Annotated in this window: 12 protein-coding genes; 1 reads left to right on the forward strand and 11 read right to left on the reverse strand. The window is 63.1% G+C overall.

Features of this window, described 5'->3' with window-relative positions; all coding sequences use genetic code 11:
* The first annotated feature begins 44 nt into the window (after positions 1-44).
* Positions 45-1,157, forward strand: a complete 1,113-nt coding sequence (locus tag WC529_05370; GenBank protein ID MFA5113706.1) for a hypothetical protein — start codon at positions 45-47, stop codon at positions 1,155-1,157.
* Positions 1,158-1,175: 18 nt separating this feature from the next.
* Here the strand turns inward: WC529_05370 and WC529_05375 are convergent, their stop codons facing one another.
* The 11 genes from WC529_05375 to fliN all read right to left on the reverse strand — a co-directional run bounded on the left by WC529_05375 (position 1,176) and on the right by fliN (position 15,651).
* Positions 1,176-3,458, reverse strand: coding sequence for a YCF48-related protein (locus WC529_05375; GenBank protein MFA5113707.1), 2,283 nt, complete (start codon positions 3,456-3,458; stop codon positions 1,176-1,178).
* 3 nt (positions 3,459-3,461) lie between these two features.
* Complete coding sequence (locus WC529_05380) at positions 3,462-5,387, reverse strand: S-layer homology domain-containing protein (protein ID MFA5113708.1); 1,926 nt, start codon at positions 5,385-5,387, stop codon at positions 3,462-3,464.
* A gap of 85 nt (positions 5,388-5,472) precedes the next feature.
* Positions 5,473-7,305: an S-layer homology domain-containing protein gene (locus tag WC529_05385; protein MFA5113709.1), complete on the reverse strand. Its 1,833-nt coding sequence runs from the start codon at positions 7,303-7,305 to the stop codon at positions 5,473-5,475.
* Between the two features lie 39 nt (positions 7,306-7,344).
* Positions 7,345-10,038 carry a hypothetical protein gene (locus WC529_05390; protein ID MFA5113710.1) on the reverse strand — a complete coding sequence of 898 codons (2,694 nt, stop codon included), beginning with the start codon at positions 10,036-10,038 and terminating at the stop codon, positions 7,345-7,347.
* A 75-nt stretch (positions 10,039-10,113) separates the two neighbouring features.
* Positions 10,114-12,198: a flagellar biosynthesis protein FlhA gene (locus WC529_05395; GenBank protein MFA5113711.1), complete on the reverse strand. Its 2,085-nt coding sequence runs from the start codon at positions 12,196-12,198 to the stop codon at positions 10,114-10,116.
* Between the two features lie 21 nt (positions 12,199-12,219).
* Positions 12,220-13,323: a flagellar biosynthesis protein FlhB gene (flhB, locus tag WC529_05400; GenBank protein ID MFA5113712.1), complete on the reverse strand. Its 1,104-nt coding sequence runs from the start codon at positions 13,321-13,323 to the stop codon at positions 12,220-12,222.
* 21 nt (positions 13,324-13,344) lie between these two features.
* The gene (fliR, locus tag WC529_05405; GenBank protein ID MFA5113713.1) at positions 13,345-14,118 is read right to left on the reverse strand and encodes a flagellar biosynthetic protein FliR; all 774 of its coding nucleotides are present in this window, start codon (positions 14,116-14,118) and stop codon (positions 13,345-13,347) included.
* 3 nt (positions 14,119-14,121) lie between these two features.
* Positions 14,122-14,391 (reverse strand): flagellar biosynthesis protein FliQ, encoded by a 270-nt coding sequence (gene fliQ, locus WC529_05410; protein ID MFA5113714.1) that lies wholly within the window; start codon positions 14,389-14,391, stop codon positions 14,122-14,124.
* Entirely contained in the window at positions 14,388-15,080 is a 693-nt protein-coding gene (fliP, locus tag WC529_05415; GenBank protein MFA5113715.1) for a flagellar type III secretion system pore protein FliP, read from the reverse strand. Before fliP ends, fliQ begins: the two co-directional genes overlap by 4 nt.
* Positions 15,077-15,364 (reverse strand): hypothetical protein, encoded by a 288-nt coding sequence (locus tag WC529_05420; protein MFA5113716.1) that lies wholly within the window; start codon positions 15,362-15,364, stop codon positions 15,077-15,079. The genes fliP and WC529_05420 overlap by 4 nt, the downstream gene beginning before the upstream one ends.
* Positions 15,361-15,651 carry a flagellar motor switch protein FliN gene (gene fliN, locus WC529_05425; GenBank protein ID MFA5113717.1) on the reverse strand — a complete coding sequence of 97 codons (291 nt, stop codon included), beginning with the start codon at positions 15,649-15,651 and terminating at the stop codon, positions 15,361-15,363. Before fliN ends, WC529_05420 begins: the two co-directional genes overlap by 4 nt.
* Positions 15,652-15,654 lie beyond the last annotated feature (3 nt).

A 15,654-nucleotide genomic window follows, 5' to 3' on the forward strand; every position in this document is an offset into this window, starting at 1 on the left:
GGTTTTTAATTGGAATAATTATACCGACATTTGTCATTTGTCATTTGACATTTGTCATTAGCGCCCCGGCCTCGGCCCAGCACGTCTACCTGGGCATGTACTGGATCGCCGGCGCGATCGACGATCCCGACGGCAAGGGGACCGACGGCCGCCAGGTCGTCTTCTTTAAGGAAGACCTGTCGACTGGTTACGCCGTTGAGCTGGCCGGGCCTTCCGGGCTTTCCGGCCAGGTCAACCGGTACGTGCTCAACGCCTACAAGGATTGGCGGCTGGCGGTCGCTCCCGGCAAGTATAAGGTCGCGGTCGCCCGCGGCGCCGACAATTACGGCGCCGACCCGGTGGAAGTGACGGTGACCGGCGCCGGCTACGACCTGGCGCCGAACCTGGTCCTCGGCTACGGCAAGGGGATCGTCCTGCCGTCGACCGGCACCGAGCCGGCCCCGGCGATCAAGGTCTGGTTCGGCAAGCGGCTCTACCAGCCGGCGATCTACGGGAACAAGGATGAAGGGAAAAAGCCGTTCGTCGTCTCGGAAAAAGGCAGGTTCAAGCTGGAGGTTTCCATCCCCGAACCGTACACGCTCGACGAAACGCGCAGCTACAACGTCAAGCTGATGTCGCCGCTCGGCGTCAGCAAGACGTTCGACATGGCGACCCTGGCCAGCGTCAAGGCCAGCACCGCCGGCATTAAGCCGTTCGTCCTCGAGTCCGATTATCCGGAAGAGCTGGTGGCGGGGGCGGATGAAACGCTTTACACCTTCACTTTCTACGCCAGCAGCAAGGGAACATTCGGGCCGGCGACCGAGACCGCCACGGCCTGCGCCGTCTACGTGATGGGCGGCCCCGTCCGCCTGATCGGCACCCCGGTCACCTTCCCGAGCCCGCTCCATCTGCGGACCGACAAGGAAGTCGCCTTCCAGTATACCCTGAGCCGCGACGCCAACCTGGACATCTACGTGATCGACATCTCGGCCCGGGTAGTCAAGAAGCTGGCCGGCACGGCCGGGGAAGAGGGCGGTTCGGCCGGGGTGAACAAACTGACCTGGAACCTGATCACCGACCAGGGTTCGCTGGTCGCCTCGGGGATCTACGTCTTCAGCCTAATCGACCGCGAGAACAACAAATTGCTCGGCAAAGGAAAGTTCACGGCGCTGCCGTAACCGTCGGGGTAAAAGACCTTAGCGCGTTATCATCATCAGGCCGCTGCCGACCGAGCGGCCGCCGTAAACGAAGTTCACCTTGTACATGCCGTTGGAGATCAGGTGCCCCATCAGGTCGAGGCCGTCGAAATTGACCTTGTTCAGCCCCTTGGTGACCACCGTGCTGATCTTCCGCGACGCCCCGCCCATCACGTTCATGAAGTAGATGTCGAGCGTCCCCTCCAGGTCGGTGGAAAGGAACTGGATGGCGGCCGGATCGGCCGGCGTCGGCCGCCGGTTCGGGGCGACCAGGACGCTGGTAATGCTCCTGGCCGGCGCGGCCGCCCCTTCGACGTAGACCGTGTCGTAGAGCTGGAGCGTCGGGTTACTGTCGCGGTCCTCCGCGTAAAAATAGACGTCGACCGGCGAGCCGAAGATCGGGTAGGCGTCGGTTACCACTTCCGAGGTGAAGACTTTAACGTTGCGCAGGACCGCGGCGATCGTCCCTTTATGGGTCGGATCGGCCGCGTCCGGCGTGAAGACGGTCTCCCCGGCGAACGAGCTGTAGTAAGCGACCGGCGAATTGAGAATTACCTTAAAGTTGACGGTCGCGGCGGTGAGGCCGGTCAGATCTTCCAGGGTACAGCTGATCCGCGGCGGCCAGGCGCTGATCGGCAGTTTCTTGGACGAGGCGTCGACCGCGCCGGCGATCGCCGCGCCGGTGATCGTCGGCCCGACCGAGTTGGGCAGGATCTGGAAGGCGCTGGCCAGAGTGGCGGTGCCGCCGTCGGGATTGGTCACGGTAACGTCGCGCCAGCCCAGGTCGGCCGCTTCGGTGATCGCGATCGTGGCTTCCAGCGTGGTCGCGCTTTCCAGCGTGGCGGCGGAGACCGTTACCCCGCTGCCGCTAAAGGAGACGACGGCGCCGGCCTGGAAATTGCCGCCGGTCACGGCGATCCGGCGGAGGGCGCCGCGCCGGTCCCAATTGGTGTTCCCCTCGATCGGGTGGGCGCGGGTGACGGTGGAAACGGCCGGGATCGGGTTAACGGTGAAAGCGGCGGTCGAGACGCCGCCGTCGGGATTGCGGAAATAGAGGGTCCAATCGCCGGTGGTCGCGGCCGCTTCGGCGGTGATAAGGAGCGAGGCGATGAGGGTGGGCGACACGCTCTCAACGGTCGCGAACGAGACGGTAACGCCGCTCCCGCCGCTCTTGACCGCTTCAAAGGTCATGCCGGCCAGGGCGTTGATCGCTTCAAAAGTGACCAGGCCTGTCCAGCCGGCAAAGCGCGCCGTCGGCCGCACGTTGCTGATCGTCGGGTCGACTACGTATTTAAAAATGAAGCTGCTCCCTTCGCCCACCGCCCAGCCGTTGTACTGGTTGCCGAAGTTGACGTCGTAAAGGCGGCCGCTAGTCACGCCGGCCGGCAAAGTTTCCGCCGTCCAGGTCACGCCGCCGTCGAGGCTCTTGATCAGGACCGGGCCGCTGGGCGACCAGCCGACCACCCAGCCGGTATTATTATCCAAAAAATATACGCCGGAAAGGGTATGGTCGGAGGTCAGAAAGGGAACGTCGATAGCCGTCCAATTCGTGCCGCCGTCGGTCGTCCGGAGCAGGGCCTCGGCATTACCGACGGCCCAGCCGTGGTCGATATCGGCAAAATAGACGTCGTTCAGGTCGCTGGTCGTCACCCCGATCGCGGCCTGGCTCCAGCTCTCGCCGGCATTCTTGGTCAAGTAGACCAGCCCGGTCTCGCCGACGAGGAAACCGTCGGTATCGTTCAGGAAATAGAGCCCGTAATAGTTCTTGGTCGCGTTCAGCCCGGTGACCTTCGGCGTCCAGGAGGAACCGCCGTCGTCGGTCCGGTGGACCCGGTTGGTGGTGATCGTGTCGTTAACAGCGACCCAGCCGCGGTTCTCGTTGGAAAAAAAGAGGTCCAGGATGTTTGTGGCATTGGCCGGGGCGCTCAGCGGAGCCCAGGTCCCAGCGCCGTCGGTCGTTTTATAGAGCAGCGGGAGGTTCGGATCAGCCATGATAAAGGCGCCGCCCGCGTAGCCGACCGTCGCAGAAGGGAAAGAGATGCCGGCCAGGTAATTACCGAACGTTTCGGTCTGGGTGATCTCCCAGCTGGCGCCGGAACTGGTCGTTCTCAGACAAACACTGCGGTCGCCGGCGGCATAAGCGATCCGGGGGCTGTTATTGACCGCGTCAACGGCGTACAGGCCGCGAGTGGTCGGACTGGCCTGGCTGACCCAGCGCTCGCCGGCCAGGGCGGTAGTGACCAACAGGGCAAGACAGAGCAGAGACAGGCAGATCTTACGCATTGGTTAATACCCCCTTTCGAAGTTTTTAAGGTCGCCGACCAGACCGGCGACCGGCGCGCTGCGGAAAAGCAGCTCAACCGCTTCGGCGCGGTTCAGCTTCTTGTTCGGCGTGAGCGGCTTGTCCTTGAAGTGGATCAAGAGCCCGTCGCGGTAGGCGCCGGCGATGATCGGGGCGGCCCAGTGCCGGGTGTTCACGTCACTAAATTCCAGGCCGGAATAAGCCAGCTCTTTGACCGCGCCGAACCGGGCGATCATTGCCAGCCCTTCGGCCCGGGTGATGTTGGCCGACGGCTTGAACTTGCCGTCCGGATAACCTTTGACGATCCCTTTGTCCGCCGCCAGGTTGATGTACTTGACCGCCCAGTGCTTGAGCGGGACGTCGGGGAAGGCCTGGCCGATCGCCGCCGGGACGTTGGCGTCGCCGCTGGCGGCGGTCCTGATCAGCAGGGTCGAGAGCTCGGCCCGGGTGATATTCCCTTCCGGCCGGAAAGTGCCGTCAGGGTAACCCTGGATGATGTTCAGCGTGCCGATGTAGCTGATCTGATCGCCGGCCCAGTAGTCGGCCGCGACGTCGGGGTAGGTGATCAACCGCAGGACGCGGAGCTTGAGCGTGGAAATCGGCTTGCCGAGCCCGTCAAACCCTTCGACCAGGATGCTGTTCTTGCCGAGGCTCAAGGCGACCTCGCTCCGGAACAGCCCTTTGGCGTTCAGGGCGACCTTGTTCCCGTTGACTTTGACCGCCGTGATCGTCCGGTCAAGCGCTTCACCGGAAACGGCGACGAGCGCCGCGGTGGTGATCAGCCGGTCGGGCGAAGCGATCAGCTTATCCTTGAGCTGGGCGGTGACGGGGGCGATGCCGTAGGTCAGCGAGAAAAAGTGGTTATCGATGCCGGGAGCGCCGGCGAACTGGTGGAAAGCGTAATCAAAGCGGAAATCGCCGTAATAAAGGCCGACCCCGGCGGTCAGGTTGTTGGCCGCCTGCTGGACGCCGATCATCTCCTGGTCGATCCCGGCGCGGACGGCGATCAGATCGAGCGGTTTCCATTCCGCCCCCAGGTGGAACAGCGGGGGCACCTGGGCGGAGCGAGCCACTTCGTAATCGACGTCGGTCAGCAATTTGACCCGGTGGTTGCCGTAGCGGAGCAGGGAATTGCTCGGCGCGAGCAGGTCGACCGCCGCGCCCAGTTTCAGGACGGCGGGATAATTTTCGTCCCAGCCGGAATCGTAATGCAGTTTGCCGCCGAGCGAGGCGGGCAGGGCGTTCTGCAGATTGCCGCCGAGCGACAGCCAGTTGAGCGGCTTCCCCTGGATGCCGAGGTCGAGCTCCTTGCCGGCGGCGTTGCCGCCGGTGATGCGGTCGCCGGTCAGGTAGACGGTGAACAGCTTAAGGTTGGCGCCCAGGTTGATGCCGCCGAGCTGCGGCCACCGCTTGCCGATCTCGGCCAGGCCGGGCAGCTGCAGCAGATGTTCCATTTTATCGCCCCAGGAGAGGAGGAACAGATTGTTGGTGTAGTTCATCGGGTCGGTCGTCGTGTCGACGGTATAGATCGGGTCGGCCGGGTCCGAGCCGGCTTCGATCGTGGTGGGGAGGGCGCCGCCGATCGCCGAGCCGATAAAAGCGAAGCCGAAATTGCCGTATGACGCCGTCGGGTACAGGCCGGAGAGGGAGAGATAATTGAACTCTTCCAACAGTTTACCGGACATGGAGGTTACCTGCCAGCGGGTCGGATTGGCCAGGCCGGCGGGATTCAGGAAGACCGAACCGACGTCATCGGCCAGGCCGACGAACGCTTTACCCATGCCGAGCGGCCGGGCGCCGGTGGCGATGCGGACGGGATCGGGTGCTGACTGGGACAGGACGGGAGCGCAGGGGAGAACGACGGCTGCCACGGCCAAAAAGAGCAAAATTAGGCGTTTTGCCGGTCTCATTGGGGACAATGATAACACCTTACATTAATTAGTGTCAATATAATATGCTGATAATTGTGGCAAAAAACAGGGGCCAGAAGCGGCGTCAATACGGGAACGAGGCCGGGTAACCGCTCTCAAAATCGAGTAAGCCTTTGATCCGGGCGGCGACCGGCGGGGACTTGGCGATGATCGCGGCAAAACTGGCGCGGGTAAAGTCCTGTTTCGGGTCAAGCTTGGCCCCCGCGAAATCGAGGAACTTGTTCTGCTTGGCGGCGGTGATCTCCTTGATCGCCCAGTGGCGGCCGGAAATGTCGTCGTACGGGCGCTCCAGCACTTCGGCGGTCGGCAGGTTGGAGTAGCGGACGGTGACCAGGATCGCTTCGACCAGGCTGGTGGTGCTGGACGGCCGGAAAGTCTGGTCGGGATAACCGAGGACCAGCCGCCGGTTGTAGCCGGATTTGACGAACGGCGCGACCGGCTGCCGCACCCGGATGTCGCTGAACGGCATCGGCGCCGGTTCGGCCGTAGCGATATTGCCGAGCTGCATGACCTTGACCAGGAAGTGGGCGCGCTTGAGCGTTTCGTTCGGCCGGTAGGTGCCGTCGGGGAAACCGGAGATCAGGTCCAGGGTCGCCAGCTCCTCGATCGGCAGCTTCGCCCAGTGGTCGTCGGGCACGTCGTTGAACGAGGTCAGGCGGAGGACCCGGATGCGCCGTTTCTCCAGCAATTTGCCTTTCTTGTCGTAAGAAGCGAGCCAGATACTGTTCTTGCCGAGCTCCAGCGGGACTTCCGCCTCGAAAGTCCGTTCGCGGGTGGAGAGCAGGGCGACCCGGTTATTGACCTTAATGACGCTGACCGCCGGGTTGCGGGTCTTGCCCCGGAAAGTGACGCTGGGCCGGTCGATGACGCTCTTGTCCTGCGGTTGGCCGAGATCGATCGGGTAATCCCGGGGAGTGGGATGCAGATAGGCCAGCGAAAAATAGTGGGTATCGTTGGCCGCCAAATGGTTGTACTGGTGGAAAGCGTAATCGAAACGGACGCCGCTGAAATTAAGGCTCATGCCGGCGGTCAGGTTATTCGTCGCGTTCAGGCTCAAGCCGTCGCCGCGGCCGACGACGTCCTGGTCGACGCCGCCCCGCAGGGCGAAGGTCTCGATCGGCCACCATTCCAGGCCAACGTGCCAGAAACCGGGGGCGGAGGTAAGTTCCGGCTTATACTCGTAATCGAGGGCGGCGTTCAGGAGCCCAAAGCGGCCGAGCTGGCGCTGGTGATCGAACCCGACCAGGTAGTTGATCGGCAGGATCTCGGACTTGCCGCTGCTCCAGCGGATCACGCCCCCCATCTCCTTGGTCAAAACGTTCTTACCGGCCAGGCCGAAAGCCCAGCTCGGATCGTGCCGGTAGAGGAGGCCGAGGTCGAGGTCGAAGCCGTTGGCGTTGGCGCTGGTCGAGCCGCCGATCTTCTCGCCGAAGAACTTGAGCGTGGTGCCGACCGTCAGTTCCGGCCGCCAGAACTGGTTGCCGTAGGTGAGGGCGACGACGCTGCTGTTGTAATCGTAGCTGACCGTTTCGTTGGTCGAGGGGATGATGCGGTATTCGCCGGTGGCGATCTCCACCAGGTTGAAGACCGGGGTATCGAAGCCGAGGCCGCTCCCCGAGAAACCGGCGCCAAAGACGCCGTACGGGGTCGGCACGGCGGTGGCCAGCGTCAGGTACTCGACGGCATTGGCGAAGGTGCTCGACATGCTCAAAACTTGCAGATCCTTGATCGTGCCGACGCCGCCGGGATTGACGTACATGGTGCTCAGGTCGTCCCACATCCCGGTAAAGGTCTTGCCCATGCCGAGCGGCCGGGCGCCGACGCCGAGCCGGGTGATGTCGCTGGTGATCGTGACATCCTCGGCCCGAGCGGCCAGGCAGACCGCCAGGAGGAGCAACAGGCAATAGAACGCTTTTTTAATCGGCGATCGTCCCTTCTATGATATTTTGTTCACGACGAACTTGGCGGTGCCGATGACCTTGCCGTTGGCCACTACCTGGATCAGGTAGACGCCGTTCGGGAATGTCCCTCCCAGGTCGGTCTTCAGGCTAAGGACCTGTTCGTTGTAGCCGCTCTTGCCGCCGTCGTTGCCGGCGGAGTAGGCGCGGTGATAAACGGTTTTCCCTTCTTTCAGTTCAATGATGTAGACATTGACCGCCTTGTCGCCGGCCAGCGTGTAAGCCATGCGAGACGGGGTTTCCCCCGCGGCCAGGGCCCGGAAGGTCTGTTCGCCCATCGTGTTGGGGGTCACGACCACGTTCCCTTCGCCCCCCAGGTCGATCAGGATCGGCCGCGGCGCCATGGCGCTGGCGCCCGGGCCTTCGACCCGGACGTTCCAATAGCCGACGTCGTTCGGGTTGATCTCGGCGCTCGGGATGCTCGGCAGGGTGACCACGCCGTCGCGATAGGTGAAAGTGGTAAAGGTCATTGTCCGGCCGGTCCGGGTGGAGATCAGGGTGACCCTGGTCGGGGCGACGGTGTTGTCCGCCCCCATGTAAATGGCGATATCCAGCCCCTTACCGAGCGTTTCCTTGGACGGAGTGACGTCGCGGATTGTCATTTTGTTCGTGCCGGTGGTGGTCGTCGTCGGCAGGGGGGGCAGGATGCTGAAACCGGACGAGACGACGGCGCTCCCCCAGTCCTCGTTGGTCCAGGTAACGTCGCGGGCGCCGGTACCGGCGGCGGCGTCGATATTGACGTTGACCAGGGCGGAACTGCCCGAATCGCTGGTCAGGCTCGGAGCACTGGCGGTGACGCCGGTCCCGAAGTCGACCGTGGCGCCGCTTTGCAGGTTAGCGCCGCTCACCGTCAGGGTCAAGTCGGTCGCGCCGGCGTTGCCTTCGCCCGGCACGACGGCGGTAACGGTCGGGTCGAGGACGAATTTGACGCCGAGCGGCCCGTCGTTGTAGCCGTTGACCGGCATGTAGTCGCCGCTGGTGCCGGCGCTCTTGATCGCGTTGGCGGTTAAACTAGCTAAGTTGGGCGCCGTGCCCGGGTCGTAGCCGAGGTTTTTAGCATTGAGGTTTTTGGCATTAAGGGAGCCAATGACAGGTAGGATGCCGCCCGTCAGTTCGTTCAGCGGCAAGGCCCCGGCCCAGAGGAGGGGGATGCCGGGGAACATCGTACCGCCGCAGGTCCAAACGTTGTTGGCGTCTTTGCAGACGACGCCGCGCAGGTGGCGCGAGTCGCGCCAGTACTGGGTCCAGGTGGCGCCGCCGTCGGCCGTCTTGAGCATGGTGCCGTAAGCGCCGACCACGACGCCGTTATTGGCGTCGGCAAAATCGACGCCGAGCAGGGCGGGGGTGGAGGTCATCCCGGTCGCGAGCTGGGTCCAGGTGGTGCCGCCGTCGGTCGTCTTAAAGACCTTGCCGTAGAGGGAGGAAACGACCGGCGAGAAGCCGACAATGCCGACGCCGGTCACGTAACCGGTGTTGTTATCGACAAAATCGACGTCGGTTATCAGGTAGACCTTGCGGGCATCGGCCGGGGCGGAAAAAGCGGTCGAATCCTGGACCGCCCAGGTGGCGCCGCTGTCGGTGCTCTTAAAGATCATGTTGGTGCCGGTGATCGCCCAGGGGGCGCCGACCGCCCAGACGTCGTATTTACCGCCGCTATTGGGGACGGCGGTGATGCCGATCAGTGAGAGATAGTCGGGGAGAACTTTCAATTGAGCGCCGACAGAGCCGGCGGAACTGGCCCGGACGATGCCGCCGGTTTGCCAGGAGGCGCCGCCGTCGGTCGTGCGGAAAAGGTTCTTCGCCATACCCGACATGCCGAGGTAGCTGTTGACCGCCCAGCCGGTGTTCTCGTCGGCAAAGTAAAGGTCGGTCACGGCGCAGACCGTGGCGTAATCGGTCAGGTTGGTCTCCGCCCAGGTGGTGCCGCCGTCGGTCGTTTTGATGATGTACGGCTTGTAGTCCGCGGTGACGCCGTTGAGGTAGATCCCGCCGGCGTAGCCGGTCTGCGCGGTCGGGAAGCAGACGGAGGTGAAGATCCGGTAAAGACCGTCGGGCGGGGTCCCCTTGAGCAGCTGGCTTTTGGTCCAGGTGACGCCGCGGTTGGTCGTTTTCCACATTTCGTTCCACGGGCCGACCCCGTAGCCGATCCGCTCGGTCGGGAAGCTGAGGCCGATCATCGCTTCGGGGCGGTAGACCGGGTCCATCGACGATTTGGTGTAGGCGATCTTAGCGACCCCGCTGGTATCGGCGACGCCAAAGACAGAACCCCTGGCGACCGGTTCGCCGATGTCATTGCTGACCACGACCTCGCGGATCCCCTTACGGGCGGCGGAGGAGATAACGACGTTATAAACCTTGAAGCCGGTAATGCTGAGCGGCAAGGTCCCGCCGCTCGCGAGCGCGCCCGGCTTCATCCGGCGGATCGTTTCCAGGGTGCCGCAGGTGATCCCGCTGCCGAAATTGGCGGTGTAATTGGTTAAAACCACCGCGCTGGCTTTAACGCCGGTACTGACGATCGTTTCGACCGACAGGATCACGGTGCTGAGCGTCGTTCCCGGCGCGGCAGCGGCCGGATTGGCGCTGCCGAGGACGGTCGTTTCCGAAACGCCGATAGCCTGGGCAAGGGAGCAGGCGAGCAGGAGCAAGAGAGCGGCGGCAGATAACTTTTTCATTGGGGGCCTCCTCCGGCGCCTTAGGCGCCGTTATTCACGCTATTTATTATATATTTTTTCCGGCCAAAACGCAACTTAATCGATGGCGATCATGCCGATCGACTGGACCTTGACTTGCGGCACGATCTCGTTGTACGAGAGCACGGCCAGGTCGGGGAAGCTCCGTTCGATAAAGCGCTTGAAATGGGGGCGCAGGCGGGGCGAGCAGAGAATGACCGGCCGGAGCTTGAGCCGCTTGAAGTTCTGCAAGTGGCCCGAGATCTGGACCAGGACCTTTTCGCCGACGTTCGGGTCGATCGCCAGGAACGAGCCGTATTCCGACTGGTGGATGGCGCCGATCATCGTCTCTTCCAGCGCCGGGTCGATCGTCACGACGGTGATGACCCCCTTCTTGTCGGTGTAGCTTTCGCAGATCTGCCGGGCGAGCGACTGGCGGACGTACTCCGCCAGGATGTTGATGTCGCGGGAGAGGTGGGCGTAATCGGCCAGCCGCTCCAGGATCGTCGACAGGTCGCGGATCGAGACCCGCTCGCGGACCAGCAGCTGCAGCACCTTGTGGACCTGGCCGAGCGAGAGGAGGTCGGGGATCAGCTCGCGGACGATCGCCGCGTTGGTGTTCTTGACCAGCTCGATCAGCGACTGGACGTTCTGCCGGGTCATGATCTCGTCGGCGTAGCGCTTGATCACCTCGGTAAAATGCTCGGAGATGACGTCGACCGGCGCCCGGGCGGCCAGGCCGAGCTTCTGCAGCTCGGGGAGGTATTCGTCGGCGATCCAGGTGACCGGGTCGTTGCTCAGCGGGTCGCGCAGCTCGGTGCCGGTCAGCTTTTTCGCCTTGACCTGCGCGAGGGAGAGGTCGACCCGGTGGCAGCCGAGCAGTGCCTCGCCGGTGGAAACCTTGGTCCCGCGGATGTCGATGGTGTACTGGTTCGGCGGCAGCGAGAGATCGTCCATCACCCGGACGCCGGGGATGACAAAGCCGAGCTCCTGGCCGATGTTGTAGCGGATCAGGGTGATCCGCTCGAGGAGCGGCCCGCGCTGGCCCGGGTCGATCAGCGGGATCAGGTTGCGGCCGGTCTTCATCGCCAGCGGGTCCAGCCCGAGGGTGCCGAGGATGCTTTCCGGCTTCTTCAGCACGTCTTTGGCGGAGACCTCTTCCTTGACCACCTTGGCCTCGTCCTTGGTGGCCTGGTTGCGCATCAGGACCAGCGCCAGGATGCCGGAGAACGACGCCATGATCAGGAAGGGGATGGTCGGCAGGCCGGGGATCATGGCGAAAGTCCCGAGAATGATGCAGACAAAGGCGAAGGCCCGCGGCTGGGCGAAGAGCTGGGCGGTGACGTCGCTCCCCAGGCTCATTTCCGAGGCGGACTTGGTGATGATCAGGCCGGTGGCGATCGCGATCAGGAGGGCGGTGATCTGTCCGACGAGGCCGGCGCCGACCGTCAACAGGGCGTAGGTGGTGAGCGCCTCCATGGGGGACATGCCGAGCTGCAGCCAGCCGACCAGGACGCCGCCCAGGATATTGACGATGACGATGATGATGCCGGCGATGGAGTCGCCGCGGACGAACTTGTTGGCGCCGTCCATGCTGCCGAAGAAGGTGGCCTCCTGCTCGATCTTGCGGCGGCGGGCGCGCGCGTCGGTGGCGTCGATCAGGCCGGCGTTGAGATCGGCGTCGATCGACATCTGCTTGCCGGGCATGGCGTCGAGGGTGAACCGGGCGGCGACCTCGGCGACGCGCTCCGAACCCTTGGTGATCACGATGAAGTTGACGATCGTGATAATGGCGAAGATGATGATGCCGACGATGTAGTTGCCGCCGACGACGAACGAGCCGAAGGCGGCGACCACCTGGCCGGCGTAGGCGTTGGTCAGCAGCAGCCGGGAGGCGGCGATGTTGAGCGACAGCCGCAGGACGGTGATGACGAGCAGGATCGACGGGAACGAAGCGAGTTCCAGCGGCTCTTTCAAGTACATGGCGACCAGGAGGATCACCAGGGAAATGGCGATGTTCATCGTCAGCAGGATATCAAGGACGAACGGGGGAAGCGGGATGAGCATCAGGGCGATGATGACGATCAGGACGCCCGCCACCATGAAATCGCTGAGCGAAAAAAGACTGCGGAGGTTCTTTAGATCAAAGCCCGGCACTGCCATGGTTTACATTATATTGTATACCTAACGGGGAGCGAGGGCAAGCGAGGCCTTTTTCCGCTCGGCGCGGTCGCGCTTGATCTTGTAAACGTAGGCCAGGACCTCGGCGACCGCCTGGTAGAACTCGGCGGGGATCTCCTGGCCGACCCGGGTGGTGCGGTAGATCGAGCGGGCCAGGGTCTCGTTCTCGACCACGGTGATCTCCCATTTTTCGGCGATCTGCTTGATCTCCTCGGCGACCTTGCGTTCGCCCTTGGCCAGGACCAGCGGAGCTTTCATCTTGTTCTGCTCGTATTTCAGGGCGACCGCCAGGTGGGTCGGGTTGGTGACGACGACGTCGGCCTGGGGGACCGACGACATCATCCGCTGCTGGGAGACGGCCCGCTGCAGGTCGCGCATCCGCTGCTTGACCATCGGGTCCCCTTCCAGCCGCTTGTACTCTTCCTTGACCTCCTGGCGGGTCATTTTCAGGTTGCGCATGAACTCCCAGCGGCGGTAGAGGTAATCGAGGATCGCGATCACGATGTAGAACATCCCGACCCGCATGGCGATCCGGTAGGCGATGTCGCCGCCGAGCACCAGCGCCTGCCAGGGATGCGACTCGACCAGGACGACGATGTACGCCAGGTCGTCTTTGGCGGCGTACCAGGCGATGTAAAAGACGATGACGATCTTGAGGAGCGACTTGACCAGTTCGACTAAACCCTGCAGCGAGAACATCCGCTTGAGGCCGTCGAGCGGGTTGACCCGTTCGAGCTTGGGGCTGAGCGGGTCGAGCGCCATGACGAAACCGGTCTGGGCCGCCTCCGCCAGCAGGGCGGCGAGGAAAGTGACGCCGAAGATCGGCAGCAGGACCAGGGCCATCGCCCGCAGCCCCAGGATCAACAGATAGGCGACGAACCCGAGGTTGAAGTTGCGCGCTTCGGGGATGAGCTGGAAAATGGCGTAAGCCATCTCGGCCAGGTTGTTCCACATGAACTCGCCCAGGTAGCGGAACAGAAAATAGGAGAGCAGGAGGAGGATGGCGGTCGTGACCTCTTTGCTTTTTGCGACCTGGCCTTTTTCCCGCGCCTCGCGCATCCTATGGGGTGTCGGCTCTTCGCTTTTATCGCCGCCGCTTTCGCCCATCGCGCGTCAACTCCTTGTTTTTTACTTGATGGCCACCAGCAGCTTGAGCACTTCGTAACCGATGACCTCGATCAGCTTGCTGATGTATTTTACAATGAACGGGGCCAGGAGGGAAAGCCCGAACAGGCCGAGGATCGGCTTGACCTGGAAACCGAGCATGAAGACGTTGACCTGCGGCGCCACCCGGGAGACGATGCCGAAGGTGAAGTCCGACAGGAAAATGAGCAAAACGATCGGCGCCGCGATCTTGATCGCCGTCAGCCAGAGCGTGGCGGCCAACCCGGCTAGCTGCTCGGGGATGGCCGGGGTGGCAAAATTGGCGATCTGGCCGGCCGGCAGCAGGGAAAAACTCTGGTGCAGGGCGGCGAGGAGGAGATGGTGGCCGTCGAGCGTGATAAAGACGATCAGGGAGACGAAGAAGGTCAACCGGCCGATGATCGAGATAACGGCGCCGAAGACCGGATCGAGCGCCTGCGCGACGGATAGCCCCATTTGCAGGTCGATCATTTCCCCGGCGGACTGGAGGGCGACGAACAGGATATTGGCGACGAAACCGATCAGGAAGCCGACCGCCACTTCCGCCACCAGGGCCAGGACGAAACCGACCGGCGTGGTCGGCAGGACCGGCGTGACCGGCGTGACGAACCAGAGGAGGAGAGCGATCCAGACGACCAGCGCGACCTTGGCCGAAGCGAAGAAGCTGCGCGAGTTGAAGAGCGGCGCCTGGATAAAGACCCCGCCGATCCGCCCCAGGATGAAAAAGAAGACCTCGAGCTGGGCGAGCGACAGGACCATCGCTTAGCGGGCCATGGCGGGGATCGCGCTCCAGAGCGTGTTGGTAAAGTCGATCATCAGCGAGATGATCCAGGGAGAGGTAAAGGCCACGGTCAGCAGGACGGAGACGACCTTGGGGACGAAGGTCAGCGTCTGCTCCTGGATCTGGGTGATCGCCTGGAACAAACTGATCGTGAAACCGACCAGCAGGCCGATGCCGACCGCCGGCGCCGAGATCAGGATGGTCAGGCTGACCGCCTGGAACAGGATTTGGACGACGTAATCCTGGTTCATCGCAGAAAGCTAAGCATCAGGCCGCGGGCGATCAGGTTCCACCCGTCGACCAGGACGAAGAGGAGGATCTTGAACGGCAGGGAGACCATGACCGGCGAGAGCATGAACATGCCGAGCGAGAGCAGGATGTTGGCCACCACCAGGTCGATGATGATGAACGGGATGAACAGGAGGAAGCCGATCTGGAAACCGGTCTTGAGCTCCGAGATCATAAACGACGGGATCAGGACGTAGTAGGGGACCTGTTCGGCGCTCTTGGGCGGCGGGATCTTGGCGAACTGGACGAACAGCGCCAGGTCTTTTTCCCGGGTCTGCTTGAGCATGAAAGTGGCGACCGGTTTCATGCCGATCTCCAGCGCCTTCATCTGCGAGATCTTCCCCTCGTTGTAGGGGACGATCGCGGTCTTGTTGACCTCCTGCCAGACCGGCGACATGATGAAGACCGTCATGAAGAGGGCGAGGCCGACCAGGACCGAGTTGGGCGGCACCGCCTGCGTGCCGATGGCGGTGCGCAGCAGGGCGAAAACAATGATGATCCGGAGGAACGAGGTGACCGAGATCAGGAAGAACGGGATGAGCGAGATCACCGACAGCGCCACCAGCAGCTGCACGCTGTTCGAGAACTGCGGCGATTGCATGATCGCGTTCAGGTTGACGGTGGCGGCAAGCGGGGCGGCCAGCAGGATCATTCGGCCTCCACTTCCCCGACCGCAGCGACCCCCTTGCTGCCGGCGACGACAAGCCAGGACTTCCCCTTGACCTTGAGGACGTAAGCGGTAAGCTGCGGCTCGAGCATGACCCGGTCGGCGACCTGGATCAGTTTGCCGCCCGGCGCGACCTTGAGCCGGGGGAGCAGGTAGCGGGCGATCACGAAGATCAGCCCCAGGACGATCGCCAGCGACAGGATGACCTGCATCAGGTAGCCGACCGTCATGATCGGCGAACTGGATAAGACAAGAGCCTCGGTCGTCATTTCATGACCACGTTGGTGATGCGCAGGCCGTAAAAATCGTCGACCGCGACGACCTCGCCCTGGGCGACGAGCTGTCCGCCGACCTTCAGGTCGAGCGGCTCGCCGGCCAGCCGGTTCAGCTCGATGATCGAGCCTTCCGCCAGGTCGAGCACGTCTTTGAGGGATAGCTCGGTGGCGCCGAGCTCCACCGTGACCTGGACCGGGATATCGCCCAGCACCCGGGTCTCGACCCGATCACCTTTGTCCCCTTCCTGCGCTTCCGGGAATTTAACGTTCTTGACTTCCATGGA

This window comes from Candidatus Margulisiibacteriota bacterium (assembly GCA_041650855.1).
In the GTDB taxonomy this organism is placed as follows: Bacteria; Margulisbacteria; WOR-1; order O2-12-FULL-45-9; family XYB2-FULL-48-7; genus JALOPZ01.